The 15,484-nt window shown below is 61.5% G+C and carries 15 protein-coding genes and 1 pseudogene; 9 read left to right on the forward strand and 7 right to left on the reverse strand.

Going from position 1 to position 15,484, the window contains the following annotated elements; translation table 11 throughout:
* The first annotated feature begins 1 nt into the window (after window position 1).
* The 6 genes from ACV22W_RS05345 to ACV22W_RS05370 are packed head-to-tail and all read left to right on the forward strand — an operon-like array spanning window position 2 to window position 7,079.
* Window positions 2-376: a hypothetical protein gene (locus ACV22W_RS05345; protein WP_448018217.1), complete on the forward strand. Its 375-nt coding sequence runs from the start codon at window positions 2-4 to the stop codon at window positions 374-376.
* A complete protein-coding gene (locus tag ACV22W_RS05350; RefSeq protein WP_448018218.1) occupies window positions 373-2,088 on the forward strand; it encodes a type IV secretory system conjugative DNA transfer family protein in 1,716 nt (571 codons plus the stop codon). Before ACV22W_RS05345 ends, ACV22W_RS05350 begins: the two co-directional genes overlap by 4 nt.
* A complete protein-coding gene (locus ACV22W_RS05355) occupies window positions 2,085-3,941 on the forward strand; it encodes a PriCT-2 domain-containing protein (protein ID WP_448018219.1) in 1,857 nt (618 codons plus the stop codon). Before ACV22W_RS05350 ends, ACV22W_RS05355 begins: the two co-directional genes overlap by 4 nt.
* 57 nt (window positions 3,942-3,998) lie before the next feature.
* The gene (locus tag ACV22W_RS05360; RefSeq protein WP_448018220.1) at window positions 3,999-5,522 is read left to right on the forward strand and encodes an LPD7 domain-containing protein; all 1,524 of its coding nucleotides are present in this window, start codon (window positions 3,999-4,001) and stop codon (window positions 5,520-5,522) included.
* Between the two features lie 8 nt (window positions 5,523-5,530).
* Window positions 5,531-6,067 carry a plasmid stabilization protein gene (locus tag ACV22W_RS05365; protein ID WP_448018221.1) on the forward strand — a complete coding sequence of 179 codons (537 nt, stop codon included), beginning with the start codon at window positions 5,531-5,533 and terminating at the stop codon, window positions 6,065-6,067.
* A gap of 1 nt (window position 6,068) precedes the next feature.
* A complete protein-coding gene (locus ACV22W_RS05370) occupies window positions 6,069-7,079 on the forward strand; it encodes a relaxase/mobilization nuclease domain-containing protein (RefSeq protein ID WP_448018222.1) in 1,011 nt (336 codons plus the stop codon).
* 228 nt (window positions 7,080-7,307) lie between these two features.
* On the opposite strand, the gene ACV22W_RS05375 is transcribed toward ACV22W_RS05370, so the two are convergent.
* On the reverse strand, window positions 7,308-7,739 hold the full coding sequence (locus tag ACV22W_RS05375) for a hypothetical protein (RefSeq protein WP_448018223.1): 432 nt from the start codon (window positions 7,737-7,739) through the stop codon (window positions 7,308-7,310).
* A 932-nt stretch (window positions 7,740-8,671) separates the two neighbouring features.
* On the opposite strand from ACV22W_RS05375, the gene ACV22W_RS05380 reads away from it, so the two are divergent.
* From ACV22W_RS05380 to ACV22W_RS05390, 3 genes are read left to right on the forward strand one after another with little or no spacing between them, the layout of a single operon-like run.
* A complete protein-coding gene (locus ACV22W_RS05380; protein ID WP_448018224.1) occupies window positions 8,672-9,133 on the forward strand; it encodes a hypothetical protein in 462 nt (153 codons plus the stop codon).
* A 9-nt stretch (window positions 9,134-9,142) separates the two neighbouring features.
* Entirely contained in the window at window positions 9,143-9,835 is a 693-nt protein-coding gene (locus ACV22W_RS05385; RefSeq protein WP_448018225.1) for a nucleotide-binding protein, read from the forward strand.
* Window positions 9,828-10,502, forward strand: a complete 675-nt coding sequence (locus tag ACV22W_RS05390) for a hypothetical protein (protein ID WP_448018226.1) — start codon at window positions 9,828-9,830, stop codon at window positions 10,500-10,502. The genes ACV22W_RS05385 and ACV22W_RS05390 overlap by 8 nt, the downstream gene beginning before the upstream one ends.
* Window positions 10,503-10,547: 45 nt before the next feature.
* On the opposite strand, the gene ACV22W_RS05395 is transcribed toward ACV22W_RS05390, so the two are convergent.
* From ACV22W_RS05395 to ACV22W_RS05420, 6 genes and pseudogenes are all read right to left on the reverse strand, one after another.
* The gene (locus ACV22W_RS05395) at window positions 10,548-10,850 is read right to left on the reverse strand and encodes a hypothetical protein (protein WP_448018227.1); all 303 of its coding nucleotides are present in this window, start codon (window positions 10,848-10,850) and stop codon (window positions 10,548-10,550) included.
* Between the two features lie 124 nt (window positions 10,851-10,974).
* A pseudogene (locus ACV22W_RS05400) lies at window positions 10,975-11,379 on the reverse strand (ParB/Srx family N-terminal domain-containing protein); the annotation flags it as partial.
* Window positions 11,380-11,782: 403 nt separating this feature from the next.
* Window positions 11,783-12,133, reverse strand: coding sequence for a hypothetical protein (locus ACV22W_RS05405; RefSeq protein WP_448018228.1), 351 nt, complete (start codon window positions 12,131-12,133; stop codon window positions 11,783-11,785).
* A gap of 8 nt (window positions 12,134-12,141) precedes the next feature.
* Window positions 12,142-14,025: an integrase gene (locus ACV22W_RS05410; RefSeq protein ID WP_448018229.1), complete on the reverse strand. Its 1,884-nt coding sequence runs from the start codon at window positions 14,023-14,025 to the stop codon at window positions 12,142-12,144.
* Entirely contained in the window at window positions 13,994-14,371 is a 378-nt protein-coding gene (locus ACV22W_RS05415) for a hypothetical protein (protein WP_448018230.1), read from the reverse strand. The genes ACV22W_RS05410 and ACV22W_RS05415 overlap by 32 nt, the downstream gene beginning before the upstream one ends.
* Window positions 14,368-15,444, reverse strand: coding sequence for a site-specific integrase (locus ACV22W_RS05420; protein ID WP_448018231.1), 1,077 nt, complete (start codon window positions 15,442-15,444; stop codon window positions 14,368-14,370). Before ACV22W_RS05420 ends, ACV22W_RS05415 begins: the two co-directional genes overlap by 4 nt.
* Between the last annotated feature and the right edge of the window lie 40 nt (window positions 15,445-15,484).

The following is a 15,484-nucleotide window of genomic DNA, read 5'->3' on the forward strand; positions in this document are numbered from 1 at the left end:
AATGGACCATATGTCATCGCCTTTCGTTCAGCATATCAGGACGGCAGCCGTGACGGTGGCGGTGTTGGTTTGCCTGGTGGGCGGGCTCGCCGCGTCACTTTGGGGCGCGTCATTCATCCTGTATGCCAGTCTGCGGATCAATCCGCTGCATGCAGGAATGTGGGGCTGGCTCGATGCGACGTTGGCCTGGCGGGATGGGACGATGCCGAACATCGGTCGAAAGTTGGCGGGGGCAGCGCTCCTGGGCGGGCTCCTGTCCTTTGGCGGTCCGGGATTGGCTTTGCATGCGCTATGGACGGGTGCGAGCCGACGTCGTCTCTATGGCAGCGCGCGCTTTGCGAGCGAGTCGGAAATTCGCCGGGCGGGCCTGCTATGACGACGCGCTCCCTCCTGAATGCTCCACCGGCGATAGTCGTGGGTGTCTGGCGTGGTCGCTACCTGCGGTTTGCGGGCCAGCAGTTCGTGCTGCTCGCGGCGCCGGCACGCTCGGGCAAAGGCGTCGGTGTGGTGATCCCGAATTTGCTCACTTTTCCCGATTCGGTGGTGGCGCTCGACATCAAGCAGGAAAACTATGCAGCCACGGCAGGCTTTCGCCGAGCACATGGGCAGGATGTGTACCTGTTCAACCCGTTTGCCGAGGACGGCCGCACGCATCGCTACAACCCGCTGTCGGCGATCTCCACCGGCGTGTTCCGGGTGGGTGACATCCTCGCGATCGGTTATGCGCTGTATCCCGCTGGTGGCCACGACGACTTCTGGAAGGATCAGGCAAGAAATCTGTTCCTCGGCATTGTGCTCCTGCTCTGCGAGTGGCGCGACGCGCGCCGAGCCGGCAAGGGCGCGTCGATCTCTGACTTTCCCGTCACGATGGGGGAAGTGCTGCGGCAATCGTCGGGCAACGGCATGCCGGTCAAGGCCTACTTGCAACGTGCGCTGGTCCGGCACCGTGGGCTGCTCTCGGGGCAATGCGTCGATGCGTTGAATCGTTTTCTGTCCAACGACGACAAGGTACTGGCAAGCGTGCTGGCGACGTTCAATGCGCCACTCACGATCTGGGCCAATCCGCTCGTCGACGCGGCGACCAGCGCGAACGATTTCGATTTGCGCGACGTGCGCCGTCGCCGCATGTCGGTGTATATCGGCATCACGCCCGACCATCTGTCCGAAGCGGCTTTGCTCGTCAATCTCGTGTTTTCGCAGCTCGTCAACCTGAATACGAAACAACTGCCTGAAGCCGATGCGTCGCTGCAATTTCAGTGTCTTTTGCTGCTCGACGAGATGACCTCGATCGGGAAGATCCAGATCATTGCGCGCGCGGTCGCATATATGGCGGGCTACAACCTGCGCTTGCTGTCGATCGTGCAGTCGATCGCGCAACTCGAATCGGTGTACGGACGAGCTGACGCGCGCACGTTCATTACGAACCACGCGATGCAGATTATCTATGCGCCGCGCGAGCAGAAGGATGCAAACGACTATTCGGAAATGCTCGGCACGTTCACCGACCAGTCGCGCAGTGTGAGCCGCCCCAATGCGCTCCTTGGCCGCGGTGGCGCGAGCGAAAGCATTTCCGAACAGCGCCGCCCGTTGCTGTTGCCTCAGGAACTGAAAGAACTGGGGCATGACAAGGAAATCATCTTGCTCGAAAACACCAAGCCGATCCTGGCCGAGAAGATCTGCTACTGGCGCGATCCCGAGTTTGCATCGCGCGTCCTGACTGCGCCGGCAGTGCCGGCTCTGAACATGGCCCATTTCAATGCGGTTGTCGAGCGCCGATTGCGCGAGCTGCATCCCGATGAGATCGATCCGGACGGTGTGGGGCTCATCAGTTTGCCGCCCGAATACCTGGAAGTATTGCAGATGTGGGATCCGCGTGACCTGCCGCCGAACCTGGCCGACATCAGTGAGGAGGACGCCGTGGCTTACGTGGACCGGCATTTCGCGTTGCTGGGCGTGCCGGCCAGCAAGGTTGTCCAGGCAAGACGTCACCTGAGCGTGGCCGATCTGGAGGTGGCTGAACTCGATTTTGTTGAGTCGGCGCGGCGTGCAGCCGCGAGCGGCCCGCTCAGTATGGGAGTCCGGCAATGACGACATCAGAAGTGCATGATGCAGACCGTGCGCGTGCTGCGCTTGCGGTGATTCCGGCTAACGACTACGAGACCTGGGTCGATATGGCGTTCGCGCTCAAGCACGGCTTCGGCGAAGAGGGCTTTGAAATTTGGGATGCGTGGAGCCGGACGGCCGCCAACTATAACGAGCGCGCGGCTCGGACCACGTGGCGCTCGGTCAGCGCATCGGGCGGCAAGACGCTTGCCACGTTGTTCTGGCAGGCACGCCAGTATGGCTTTGACCTGAAGCAAGCGCATTATCCCGATCGCATGGTTGCGGTACTCGCGGCGTCTCCCGAGGTGCTGGCGCAACGCGCAAGGCAGCAGGAACTGCTGGAGGCACGTCATGCAGCAGTCGCTCGCGAGGCGGCGTCAATCTGGGCGTGGGCGAGGCCGGTCGGCCCGGAGCATCCCTATCTTGTGCGCAAGCGCCTTGTGCCGCCCGACACGCTGCGCGAGCTCGATGCGTTGGAACTACGTGCGTTGCTCGGCTATACACCGGCTTGCGAGGAGGAGTCGCTCGCGGGACGCGTGTTGATCGTGCCTGTCTGGAACGGACCGATCTCCACATTGGAGCTGATCGACGAACACGGGCGGAAATCGTCGCTGGCCGGTGGTGTGAAGAAGGGTGGCTACTGGATGACGGCGCCGACGCTCGTTCTCGGACACGAATCGTCGCAGATTCTGATCGCAGAGGGTATGGCGACGGCATTGTCCGCTTCACGTGCGACGGACTGGTTCGCAGTGGCGGCGTTGTCGAGCGGGAATCTGAGGCTGGTGGCGCAAAACTTGCGAGAAAAATTTCCCGACGCGGACCTGATCGTGCTGGGTGAGCTGGGTCGTGGCGAGACGCAGGCGCGACAGGCCGCGCAAGCAGCGCAGGCGCGGGTGGTCTGGCCGAAGTTTGTGCCGGACGCGCGCATCGAGGGCAACGTGCCGAACGACTTCAGCGACATGGTGGTGTTGTCGGGCTTTGATGTCGTTGGCGAATACCTGCGTGCCATGGTCTGTTCCGTTGAGAAGACGCATGGTCAAGCGGATATCGCCACCGTATCCGGTGTGACCGTGTTTGGGGGCGACCAGCATGAGGAGGGTGACAAAATGGGCAACGTCAAGGAACGGCCGTTAGTCGACGACGAAGGGACGTCGCGTCGGCGGTCCGCGAAGCGTCGTGCATCGAAACAGGCCGCGCCGGATGTGTCGGCAACGGGCGGTATGTCTGGTTCGGCACCACCACCCGCGGATCCTTCCTCTGCTGGATCGCTGGCTGGAGCCCCGTCAGTTGCCGATCCCCCGAGGTTTGCGTCGTCACGACCCCCGGTCGGCGAGCCGCTGTTCGAGCTGAGCGACGTTCCGAACGAGGTCAGGGCGTTGGCTGAGCACCGGTTCGGTTCGCCGCTCAAGATGGCCACGCCGCGTGAGAACGGTGGGCTCTATCGCGGCGAGGTATGCAACACGGAACACTATCTGCTCCAGGAGGTCGCGACGCGTAGTGTCGTGTTCCACCGCAAGGATCAGCTGACGTTCGTGTCCGAACGGTTGAAATGGATGGATGAACACGCGCGGTTAAATGGGGCCGAGCTACAGGTGGGTTACGACGGTAGTCAGGCGAAGGTCTATCCGTGGGACCGGGCCCGCGATCTGCTCGACCGCATGGTCGGTTCGCTGAAGAAATCCGCCCGCGAGCTGAATTACAGCCCCAATCTGGAGGGGATGCTCGATCAGCTGCAGGCGAGATCCTGGGCACGCATCCGGGAAGCGCGGGCCGCCGCGCTTGAAAAGCCGCGGGAACAGGAGGTATCTCGCGAAACTGGCTCGACGCCCGACCGATAAGGTACACCAACATAGCGAGCACGTGCGACGCGAATCCTGAAAATGCGAGGGGGTGACATGGCCCAGAAGAGTTCCGCAGACCAAGTCGATCCGGTTATCAACAGGATCGAACCGGATTGGGCGCACGACAGTGGCAGCCTGGCTGCATCGGATGCGCGTCGGGACAGGTTGGAATCGGCCGCGAAAGAGGCCGTATCGGCTCGGCGCCGACAGGAGTTCGACGCGGCCCTGGCGAGAGTGCGGGAGAAGGTAGTCCACGAAGATGCCACCACGTCGCGGCGGGCCGAGGCTCAACCACCGCGTGGGATGCCAGCCGAGGCAGATCGCGCAAGTGTGCCGCTCGATCAACCGCCCGAACGCGTACGCAAGCGTTATCTACGCGCGGGCAATCGGTATTTCCTGAAGGACGCGCCGTATCAGCTTGCGTTCGAAGACCTGGGGCCCTGCATTGTCACCGAGCATAACCGACCGGACGTGGTCGAATCGATAATCGACATGGCGCATGTGAAGTCGTGGCGTCGCATTCGAGTGTCAGGGCACGAGCTGTTTCGTGGCGAGGCATGGCTGCAAGGCACGCTGCTCGGTATCGAGGTGAGCGGCTACGAGCCCAAAGCGGCTGATCTGGCGCGTCTGGCGGATGCACGCCTGGCGAGGTTGGACAAGCGTATCGAGGTGGCAGCGCAAGTCGGGGCGCCTGCTGCCGCAAGCGCGCCGGGTCGCGCGGATGCACGAGCGGTGGCTTCATCTGCGCCTCCGGTCGATGCAAGCCTGGCCGTCAACCAACTTCCTTCATCTGCACCACGCCGTCCGTCCATATCTGAATCGGTTATGCCCGAAGGAACCCAGAGCGCTGCAAACGACGAGGTCGATGGCCCACGGCGCTATGTCGGGGAACTGCGTGAGCACGGTGGCGCGCCATACCAGCACAATCCGGCGCGCAGCGACTCGTATTACGTCGTGTTTCGCGACGAAACTGGCGTCGATCAGGTGGTGTGGGGTGTCGATCTCGAGCGCGCGGTGCGTGAAGCGAATGCGCAAATCGGACAGCAGGTGATGCTCGAGAATCTCGGCAAACGCGTCGTGACGGTTCGAGCGCCCATTTTGAATGACGAAGGACAAGTGATTGGCGAAGACGAGAAAGACGTTTACCGCAACATTTGGCAGGCGGAGGTCATGCAGCGGGGGCGTGAATTTTCCGTCGCGCGGCAACCAGACGACCTGACGGGCGACGAAGCACGACCTACTGATTCACACGTCGCCCCAATCGGGGTGCCAGAGCTGCACGACAATCACGACGCGCGCCATTCAGACAATGAACGGGCGTTGCATCTGGCCGTGCTGACGGCAGCCATGCGCGAGCAGGGTTTCAGCCAGCGTTCCGTTGCTCGTGTGCAAAAGCGCGCGGAGCGCATGTTGGTAGCCTTCCAGCGCGAGGGCATTCCGGTACCGACGCCGAAGATATTCGACCCGAACGCACCATCGGACCGGAATCGCTACAAGCAGCAGACTTCCGGACGCACGCGAACCCGCGAGATCGAACGTACGCCAGGTGAACCGTCCCCGCCATCACCAGCGCGCTGAGGTGAATCGTGGTCGGTCGCGGGCGTCTATGCGTCGAACTCGGGCCCATCCGGTCGCGCTGGGACGACTGGTGTGCTCGCCGGGGTTTGACCGCAGGTGAAGGCGTGCGCCAGTTGGTTGCAACTGCGATCTGCGACGATGCGGCCGGGGACACTGGCGCGACCTTGTTTGGCTTACCTCGACCGGTCGTCGGGGAGCCGCGCACGCGTATCGAAATCCGGCTGACCGTTGCAGAACGGAGTGCGGTCGAACGGCGCGCGACGGCAATGGGACAGCACGGCAATCGCTGGATCGTGTCGCTGATTCGTGCGCAATTGACCCGAGAGCCGCAGTTGGGCGAACTCGAATTGCACGCCCTGTGCGTATCAAACCACAACCTTGCCGAGATCGCTCGCGTGTTGGGGCAACTCGCGCGGGCCGACTCGGCAGAGCCGGTGAATCGCGATTTGCGGTCTGAATGGGTGGACTTGCGCAGGCGCGTTGACGCGCACTTGCGTACGACGGCTGCCGTCATTCGCGCGAACCTCGATCGATGGAGCCGCTGACATGCCTTACCCGAAAATCTACATCGATGCGATGCTCGTGAACTGGGGTGACCGCCTGTTTCAGGAGCCGCTACGACATGCGCGTGCAGCGCGGCTCTCGCATGTGGATATTCGCAATGCCGCTGCTCTCGTGCGCGCTCGGGTCGCCCGCATGCTCGGGCGTACCCCGGAGGTCATGGTCAAGATCACCAACAAGGCGGCGAGTGCGCAAGGCATGGGAGCCGTGCGTCGACATTTGCGCTATATCTCCCGTAACGGCAGGATCGAGCTGGAGGATCAGAACGGCAACCGTATTGAAGGCAAGGATGCGCTGGGCGATCTCGTGAAGACCTGGCAACTCGGCGGCTGGGGCATCCCCGAGACCAGTACGCGGCGTGAAACATTCAATATCCTGCTGTCGATGCCGCCCGGAACGGATCGAAAAGCCGTGCGCGATGCGGCGCGCGATTTCGCGGCGCGTGAGTTCGGCGACGGGCGTGCGTATGTTTTCGCCGCGCACGACGACGAAGCGCATCCGCATGTTCATCTGAGCGTCCAGGTACGTGGCGCTGATGGGCGCCGCCTGAATCCGCGGCACAAGGATCTGCAGCGATGGCGCGAGCGCTTTGCGCAGGAACTGCGGGAGTATGGCATCGAGGCGAATGCGACGCCGCGGCGTGCGCGCGGCATAACGCAACGCTATCCGAAGCAGGCCGTCATTCATATGGTCGCACGCGGCGAAACGCCGAGGTACTGGAAATCGCTGCTGACTGATGCTCAACGCGATGCACGATGGGTCGCGCAGGGCGGCGTATTCACCGCGTGGCGGGAGATGGCCTACGCGATGGCAAGATCGCGCGTGCGCGAGGATCACTTGATGGCCGTTGAAGTGGCATACTTCGTGGGGTCCATGCCGGTGCAACGAGAGCGTCCAGTGGTTGGGCACAATCCGGCTACTGGGCGTGAGCAGCCGACCGGACCGGGGCCGGACTTGGATCGGTCCGACGAGGCGACTCGGGATGTGGAGCGTTGATGTCTGGTGCATGGGATGGCAGCCACCGTGCTGCGATACCCGATCCCGAGTAGAGGAACATCCGGAACACGATCAGTTGCATGGCGTCTTTCGCTCAACCGGGGCCGTGCTCGTCTGGCGTTGTGGAGCCAGGCGATGATCCGTTGAGCCTGTTTCGACGGCGATTGGACCGGTTGCGAGAACATTGCTCGTCTGGTGCATCGGCACTGCTCTCCTGAGGCGCCCTATTTAGTCATGGTCGGCGAACCATGCCGGTCCGGCCTTGAAGGTCGCAAAGAGCAGAAACAGAAACGCGATCGCGAGAAGCGGGATGCCGTAGAGCGCCACCGGGAAAAACAGGATCAACTGCAGCGCTGATCCGCAGAAACCGTATGTCGCACCCGTACCCCGAACGTTTTCGTAGATTAACCGGAGCACTACCGCAAGCCCCATTGCCATGAGTACGAGGCCGCTCCACGTCGGTTCGTGCCGCAGCAGTGCGGTTCCCCATCCGAAAAATCCCCACCACATCAGATTGATGCCGATCGCAGCGAGCCAAAAGCCACGCACCGTGAAAAAGCGGTAGCCATACTGGCGTCGAACATGGTGGCTAAAGAGCTGAACGCTCTTTGCAATAACGATGATTGTGCCGAATACGATCGAAAGTTTAAGAAATGCCACGGAACTTCCCTCCGGAGATCGACCCGGTGGAGGGCCTCCTTGGTCGACGTGAGGGGCGCAGTGAAAGGTGATGTGTCGACCGCCATCTCTTCCAATATAGATGTCCATTGGCTAAACGCAATAATCTCGTTCTCTGGAATATTCCAGGGTGATGCTCGCGGTGAGCGCAATTTCGGTGTGCTTGGCACGGCGCGAACGGCAAGAACAATGGCATCTGCTCAAAGTGACTATCGTTTCACGGTGTAGCGCAATGGCGCCCAAACCCGGCGCAAGCCTATCCTGCCATACCTCGATTTTCATGTTGTTTTCGGTATCGAGCGTGACTTCCGTGCGCGCGATGTGCAAGCCCTGTGCAACAGGAATTCGCATCCGCGTAATCGCAGTGCGTTGGGCGTTTAACGACGTCGAGCAAAAAGACGCGTGGTCGGTGCTTGGCCGATTGGTCCCGAGCGCATCGGATGTCGAGACGTGGAGAGTTGATGTCAGCGCGCGTTGAGTGGAGAGTGCGCTCGACGCATCGCACCGTGTTGTTTAGGCGATACTCGTGTGCGATCCGCAGTCGCATGGCTGTCAAGGTGTGCGCAGAGCGGACGCACGTGCATGGCACCGGCGTAGCAATGGCAGGGCAAGACGGGTGAGTATCGTGTTCGCGCGTTAGTGACATCGAACGCGTTCCGGTTGTCCTTCAGTGTGAACCGACAAGGACACGATGTTCACTGCGCTTCGCGCCCGTGTGCGCGAATGAGAACGCGGGCGAAATTCCGTGTGAATCGGGGAAACATCGGGTGAGGGCAGAAAAAATATTTTTTGTTCCGCCATATTCCTCTGCATTCCGATGTATTCCGTCCTCATCGAAAACTGCATGAAACGGGTGTTGACGGCGCGTAAACGCGTGCGCAAGATGCAGTGAAGGTCGTGCGTCGGAGTGAGTCATGTCGATTGCCAGGAGTTTCACGCGAGGGCAGTGGGAAGCACTTGGACGCAGGCTGGATGCGCTGCCGGAAAAAGCGAAAGATGAGCAATCAGTCAAGGTGGGAGATGGTGTCGAATCCATACGGACACAGATCGTGGCGGCGCGGGAGAAGGGATATACGTTGCATGAACTAATAGAACAGGCCGCGCAGGAAGGCATCGACGTGAATCTCAATTCCCTGAGATATGCGATGCGCCGCGCGGATGGAAAGGGAAGAATTCGACCGGGCAGACGGGACGCGGCACGAGAGCAGGTGACGGCGCCTGCTCGGGGCAGGAAGTCAGCGCGAGCCGATGCTCCACGCGATAACCCGCAACGCACTGGACTGCAGCAGAAGGAGGGCAAGGGGGTAACCAAGCTGGGGCAACAGGTACAGGGCTTCCTCGGATTTCCGATCAGCCCGGATACCGAGAACTTGTAGAGGTCTCGCATGGCAACGGAAAATCCTCCCATCTATATGGTCGGTGGCGGCAAGGGCGGTGTTGGCAAGAGCTTCGTGACGCTGGCGCTGGTCGATTACCTCCGATGGATGGATGTCAATGTCGTGCTGGTGGAGACGGACACGTCCAATCCCGATGTCATGAAAGCGCTCCACGACGAAATCGAATGCGGGTCATGTGATCTGGACGACGCCAGCGGCTGGATCGACTTCGTCAATTTTTGCGATATGCACCGGGACGCGACCGTTGTCGTCAACACAGCAGCGCGAAGCCAGACGGGTGTCGCGCAGTACGGCGGGACGCTCGCCAGCACGCTCGATGAGCTGGCCCGGCGTCTCGTCGTGTTGTGGGTCATCAACCGGCAGCGCGATAGCCTCGAATTGCTTCTGAAGTTCGGTGCGACGTTCCCGAATGCGGTCACGCATGTCGTGCGCAACGGCTATTTCGGGCCACCGGAAAAATTCACCCTGTATCGGGACTCGCAATTGCGCAAGGCCGTCGAGGCACAAGGCCAGTCGCTGGATTTTCCCGATCTTGCGGATCGCGTCGCTGACGAACTGCGTAGCCAGCGCTTGTCGGTACGCAAGGCGGCGGAAACGATGCATATGGGTGAGCGGGCGGAACTGCTGCGCTGGCGCGTGGTGTGCAGCACGATGTTCGCCAAGGTGACGGCTCATGCGTAACAGGCGGGCGAGGTCGCCTGATGCGCTCGCCCGCCTATTTCTCGAGGTCACGGGTGAGTTGCCCGACGATACCAGCCTACTGCGGATACGGCGGGTTTCCGGTGCGTTGAGCTTGCGGGACAACGACGCGTTGTGGTCGATGATCGTCGTGCTCGAATATTACGCTCGGCTTTACGAGGCAATGCCCGACCGTATCCGCAAGGCCGGGGATGGCAGCTTCGAGGCAGTGCGTCGGGAAGCCGAGGAGGCGACCGATGCCTTGATGCGCCAGCATCGCGACGCGCTCGCGCGCTGCAAGGCGACGATCCAGTTGGCCGAGGGCATGATCCGGGAACACGAAGCGAGGTATCAGGTTGCGCTTGCGGCGCTCAATGAGGGATCGATAGCCGCGCTCGCGAATGGGATGGCCAACCGGGTCGCGAAGATTGCCGGTAACCGCCTTGTCGGTGCAGCGGCGGTGGCGGCGCGGGACCAGCGGGAGCGGATGGACGAGGCGGCGAGCCTGTTTGAGCGGGCGATAGCGGAAGCCGTGAAACGGGTGCAGACGGGTATCGAAGTGACTGAACGGCGTTTGATTCGGGCGCTGAGCCGCCTATTGGTCGTCGCGGCTGGTCTATTTGTGATGCTGGTCGCTGCTGCATTTTGGGTGGGCGAACACGCTCGATAGACGGTACTCCCCGCTTGCGTGCGAGCACAGGCGGGCAGTGGACGATCACGCGGTGTGTTGCATGGCTTCGGCATTCGCTATGCTGGCGGAGGTTGGGAAGGGCCACGCCGGGTGGTGTTCGTTCGCCGGCGCAGTGTCAGCTGCAGTGCTAGCTGCCTGCGCGTTGGCTTCGTTTGCACTGGCCACCTTCGGGTTTTCCGCTTCATCCTCGTCAGCCTCATCGTCCAAGTCGTTCATCACGCCGAGGGCACGGATTGGGGGCATTTCCCGATCGGTGAGGATTTCCGGGAGCCATGCGGCTTTTGCCAGCCGCAGTTCGGCAGCGGCAGCGGCATCGCCCTTTTTCATCTTGCTGAAGTCAAGGGCAATCTTGGGAGAAACTGCCCTGCATGGCTACGTCCACGATCCGCGCCTTGCTGACGTGGTCGAAATACGAGGCGCGGGTCGGCGTCCAATATCGAGTCATGTCGAGTTCTTCGGCCAGCATTCGGTACGAGTGGAGCACGTCGAACGGGGCGAGCCCTTCACGCTCGCTGTTCTCGATCAATGAAATCGCGAGGGCTTTGCCTTCGCTGACGATCCGCACGGGCACCGGATAGTCGGCGGCGATATGCTTCTGCTCGAAAAGCAGGTGGAGCGCGGCTTCGCGGCGCTCGCCTGCGCAGACACCATACCGGCATTGCTTGCCGCGCGCCCCTTTCATTTCGTGAACAACGAGGTTTTGCAGCAGGCCCTTCGCACGGATATTGACGGCAAGGCTGGGAATGCCAGATAGGGGATGTGTGTGCGCGTTGAGCGGCGAGCGTCGCAGGCTCGAATACGGCACGGTCACGACTGGCTGCTCGTCGCCGAAATTAGTTTCGAGTACCCCTAGCATTCGCGATTGTCGTTCGTCGGTGCTGGCCGAATGAACAGATTGGCGGGGATCGGTAGCGGGTTGGCGTCCAGACTGCGGCCGATCAGCAGGTAGCTACAATCATCCGTTGGGTGTCCCTTAGCTGCTGGTGCCCTGGCTACGCGCAAGAGAAGAATGATGGACATCAGCCGGACCCTTGAAAATAATGGAATCGGCGGTCTGCGGGGTGTCCATTTGATTGGCAGAGAAAGTGGACAGAGCGATCTTCAGAGCGTCCATCTTTCGCCGCAAGTTTCGCATGGTCGTAAGCCCGATAAAGCCGAGCTTACGACCATGCTAGAGCATGTCAAACCGTTGCGCGTTGAAGGTTGGCTACGCCGGGCCTCGCCCGCCCTTGACCCGTCGCGAGGACGCCCGACCCGATCTAGCGCGGCTGCAAGGGCAGGACGCTACCACCACGCAGTGCGGCCAGTTCTTTGCGCAGGTTGAACACCTGCTGCAGCAGTGCAAGCTCACGGGCCAGCGACTCGTCAAGCTGTGCCCGCAGATCCTTCGCGTCGCTCTTCGCGCGGTTCAGATGGTCGGTCAGTTCGAGCTTCGGGCGCTCGGCCACTGCGTTGGCTGCATCGATCGCTTCGATCAGCTTGGCGAACTGCGGGCGCGACTTCTTGATGCAGCCCTTCTTGCGGCCCGCCTCGATCGCCACGGTGTCGTTGTTGATACGTGCATTCTTGCGCTTCTTCAGCCGCTCAAGGGCAGCATAGTAGTCGGTCATGGCGTCACTCATGCAGCCTCCGGGTTGATCAGTTTCTCTTGCGCATCAAGCAGTCGTTGCAGTGTCTGCGCCTCGATACGGTATTCGACGCTCGCCTCATCGATAGCGCGCAGCTTCTCGACCGTAGCTCGCTGCGCGTTGATCACCCGCTGAAGCTTCGACGGCACGACCACGAGGTTACGGCAGTTCGATTCAAGGCAATCCAGACGCATCCAGTCGAGCGGCGTTGATTTGCATTGTTCGACGCTGGCGCAGCCGCCCAGCACCGTCTCGCGGTACGCCAGCTCTCCGTTCTCGAACATCCTAACCGTCTGCTCGCGGGAGTAGACCGACACAGGCGACGCCTGCACGGCACGGCTCTGCGTCCATGCTGCGTGCCCACCGAACAACCGTTCGTCAGAGAACAGCACCTGCTGGGCGTACGCAAGGTACTCAGACAGGCCCTGCGTCTCGGCCCATTCCTTTGCGAAGTGAGTTTTGTCGGTGTCGATGAAGCCCTTCGCGAACGCCGAGCCACGAGCGTAGTACATGCTCATCTCCTGCGTGATGTGCTGCAACTGGCGCTTGAGCGTCGGCAGCGTCACGAGACCGCTGCGGTGCGCGTACAGCGCGAGCGTGCGGCGAAGCTGATGACGCGTGAATGGCCACTGCTGCCCGACCGCGTACTTCTGCTCGTCTTCCCACGCGCGGTGCATGTCGACACGCTTCAGTTCAGCGATGTCCTCGATCATGATCGTCGGGAAGACACGCTTGCGAAAGGCTTCGACATCGTTATGTACGGTACTTGCCGCCCGGTTTGCCACGTACCCGTTGCGCAGACTCATCCGACAGAACAGCAGGTGCGAACCGTCTGTCGATTCGGCGTAGCCTTGCGCGCCGTGAGCACGATGCGCCGCGCCCGACAGGCGTTGCGCGAGCCTGACGGCGCGAGCAGCAAGTGGGCTGGTTACCCAGCATGCGCGCCTGGGACGCCCGCCCGACAGCTTGGTCGTGACGCCCTCAATGGTGTAGTGCGTCACGCCATTCAGACGGGTCTCCCTCAGGCAGTCGTACGGCAGGTTCTCCGCTTCCATCGCGCGCATGCCGGTGAGCGACAGGATGACAAGCTGGCACACCGCGCTGATCGACGCCACGAGCGACGATACGACGTACGAGGAGTTCTTGCACCCGAAGTGCGCAGCAGCCGTCACCAGCACCGCAGAAACGTCCGGATTGTCGCCAGCGTACACGCGTGCGAGGTAGGCTGACAGAGCGTCGGCGACGCCCTCAGCGACGCGGAGGTCATGCTCGGAGGTCGACAGGAAGTGCTGGTAGATCCGCGTCGGGATCACAGGGTATTGTGCGCTTTCAGCGCGTTGCGCGAAGCGTTCCAGCAGAGGCCTATGCAGTTGGGCCAGCGGCACGCGCAGCCCTGTGGTCTCGATGCCCAGACGGTGAAGCTTCTCGAGAATCGAATGAAGGCGTTGGGCCTTCATCTCCATCCCGGCTTGCGCCGCATAGTCCAAAACAACGGCGACGTTGGACAGCCCCTCGTAGAGCGTAAGCTGGCGTTCGGCGGCAAAGAACGTGAATGCCTTCAGGTAAGTTGAACTGGATTGAAGCGTACTGGACGCCGGTACCGTATCGGTCACTTCGTGCATCAAAAAGTACATGACCTGCTTCCACTGACGCGTAGTCGCATCTAAAAGGGCGCGGCTCGCGCCGTCAGGCAAGTGTCCCCTGAAATAGATATTGGTGCGGCGTGGTCCAATCGAATATGCACGGATGTTCCAGGCATCGTCAGCAAATAGCGAAACAGCGTTCCCAGCCTTGTCGTGCGTGACGACCGTATCGTCCTCGACCCGATACCAGTCGGGGCGCTCAGCGATCGGTGCGATCAGCGTGTTGTTCATGCCACTCCCAATTCGTAAAGCTGATCGAGCTTGGCCGACCAGAAAGCGTCCAGATTCCCTTCAATATCAACGTCCTGCTCGATCTGATCGACCAGTACGGCGTCGCGCTGGCGCAGTTCATCCAGCAGGAAGTCAACGCGCCGCAGCACCAAGCCGAACGAGCTGTCGTATTGCGTGATCGAACTGGCATGCGCTGCGTGTTCGACGTGTCACGCCTCAGGTAGCAGATCTGCCCGATATCGGAACGGTTCCTGATGCCTTCCCACTTGAGCAGCGCGCGCTCGGGGTGCAGCAGCGTCGTGCCTTCCTCGATCGGCATGCGCACCTCTTCGTACTTGCGGATCATGCTGCCTCCGCAGTGTCGAGGGCGCGCGTGACCAGCATCGATAGGTGCGTGCCCCAGCCGTCCTGCACCGTGTCGAACAGTTTGCGATTCTCGCGGTAGCCGAGGTAGCCCTCGGTCGTGGACAGTCGCGCGTGCCACATCAATTGCCGCAACTGATCGAGCGCGCGCGTGTACTTCGTCTCATTCGCTGTCATCGCGTCGACCATGTTCAGCCCAAAAGTCGCGCGCAGGTCGTGGAAGCGGAACTCGTACCTGGGTTTGCCGAGCTGCGCACGCATCATGGGCAACAGTTCGTCCTTGATGAACTGGCGCACGGCTTGCCCGGTCTTTACGTGGCGTCGCACCCGCGGGCCAATGCCGACCGGGCCGCGCGACTCGCGATCCTCGTAGAGCGGCGCACCGCGATGGCTCAGAAAGAGTGGCTGGTCGAAGTGATCGCCGCCGTCTGCCAGTTGGCGACGCTTGCGTGCACGATCGCTGTTCACGTAAATGTACAGCTGCTCGTAGAAACCGCGCGGCAGATGCAACACGCCTTTGATGTGCCCCTTCGTGTCGATGCCCGTACCCGGCCCGCAGGCGAGACGGATGTCGTCGCCTTGAAACCCGCCCGGCTTGCGCATTACGTGTTTCGCGCGCACGGTCAGTACCGTCTGGATGCGAGCGCCCGTCAACAGCGCGAACAGATGAACGAGCGTCATCTCGGTGTTGCCGAGAGCGGCCAGCGATTCAAGCAGCACCGACTGCTCGCAAGAGGGGAGCGGGCGCAGGCGACCGCCATCCTGAATGTGATCGTCCCAAGGGTCTTCTGCGCGCCGACCGCTGATCGACAGGTCGGTGGTCTTGACCTCGATCGCGCTACTGAAGCCCTTTTGGTCCTTGAACTCGATGAAACGGTCAGATTCGACCCACGGCGCGTTCGCGGGCTTGAATCCCGCTTCGGTCATGAGCCAGCGATAGAAGCGCACCACAGCGCCCATGCGACGCTTGGCGACGCCCTGAGACAGTTCGCCTGCCTGCACGGCCAGCTTGATCGAGGCACTATAGCGGTAGGTCGGACGTTGCCGCTTGTTCACGGGGAACGTTAGCCAGTCGATGCCCTCGTCATCCAGGTAA

This window comes from Burkholderia sp. AW49-1 (genome assembly GCF_053427845.1).

Excerpts from the sequence above, each read along its gene's own strand:
- ACV22W_RS05345 (WP_448018217.1), top strand. The coding sequence starts at position 2 with ATGGACCATATGTCATCGCCTTTCGTTCAGCATATCAGGACGGCAGCC.
- ACV22W_RS05350 (WP_448018218.1), top strand. The coding sequence starts at position 373 with ATGACGACGCGCTCCCTCCTGAATGCTCCACCGGCGATAGTCGTGGGT.
- ACV22W_RS05355 (WP_448018219.1), top strand. The coding sequence starts at position 2,085 with ATGACGACATCAGAAGTGCATGATGCAGACCGTGCGCGTGCTGCGCTT.
- ACV22W_RS05360 (WP_448018220.1), top strand. The coding sequence starts at position 3,999 with ATGGCCCAGAAGAGTTCCGCAGACCAAGTCGATCCGGTTATCAACAGG.
- ACV22W_RS05370 (WP_448018222.1), top strand. The coding sequence starts at position 6,069 with ATGCCTTACCCGAAAATCTACATCGATGCGATGCTCGTGAACTGGGGT.
- ACV22W_RS05380 (WP_448018224.1), top strand. The coding sequence starts at position 8,672 with ATGTCGATTGCCAGGAGTTTCACGCGAGGGCAGTGGGAAGCACTTGGA.
- ACV22W_RS05385 (WP_448018225.1), top strand. The coding sequence starts at position 9,143 with ATGGCAACGGAAAATCCTCCCATCTATATGGTCGGTGGCGGCAAGGGC.
- ACV22W_RS05390 (WP_448018226.1), top strand. The coding sequence starts at position 9,828 with ATGCGTAACAGGCGGGCGAGGTCGCCTGATGCGCTCGCCCGCCTATTT.
- ACV22W_RS05395 (WP_448018227.1), bottom strand. The coding sequence starts at position 10,850 with ATGAAAAAGGGCGATGCCGCTGCCGCTGCCGAACTGCGGCTGGCAAAA.
- ACV22W_RS05405 (WP_448018228.1), bottom strand. The coding sequence starts at position 12,133 with ATGACCGACTACTATGCTGCCCTTGAGCGGCTGAAGAAGCGCAAGAAT.
- ACV22W_RS05410 (WP_448018229.1), bottom strand. The coding sequence starts at position 14,025 with ATGAACAACACGCTGATCGCACCGATCGCTGAGCGCCCCGACTGGTAT.
- ACV22W_RS05415 (WP_448018230.1), bottom strand. The coding sequence starts at position 14,371 with ATGATCCGCAAGTACGAAGAGGTGCGCATGCCGATCGAGGAAGGCACG.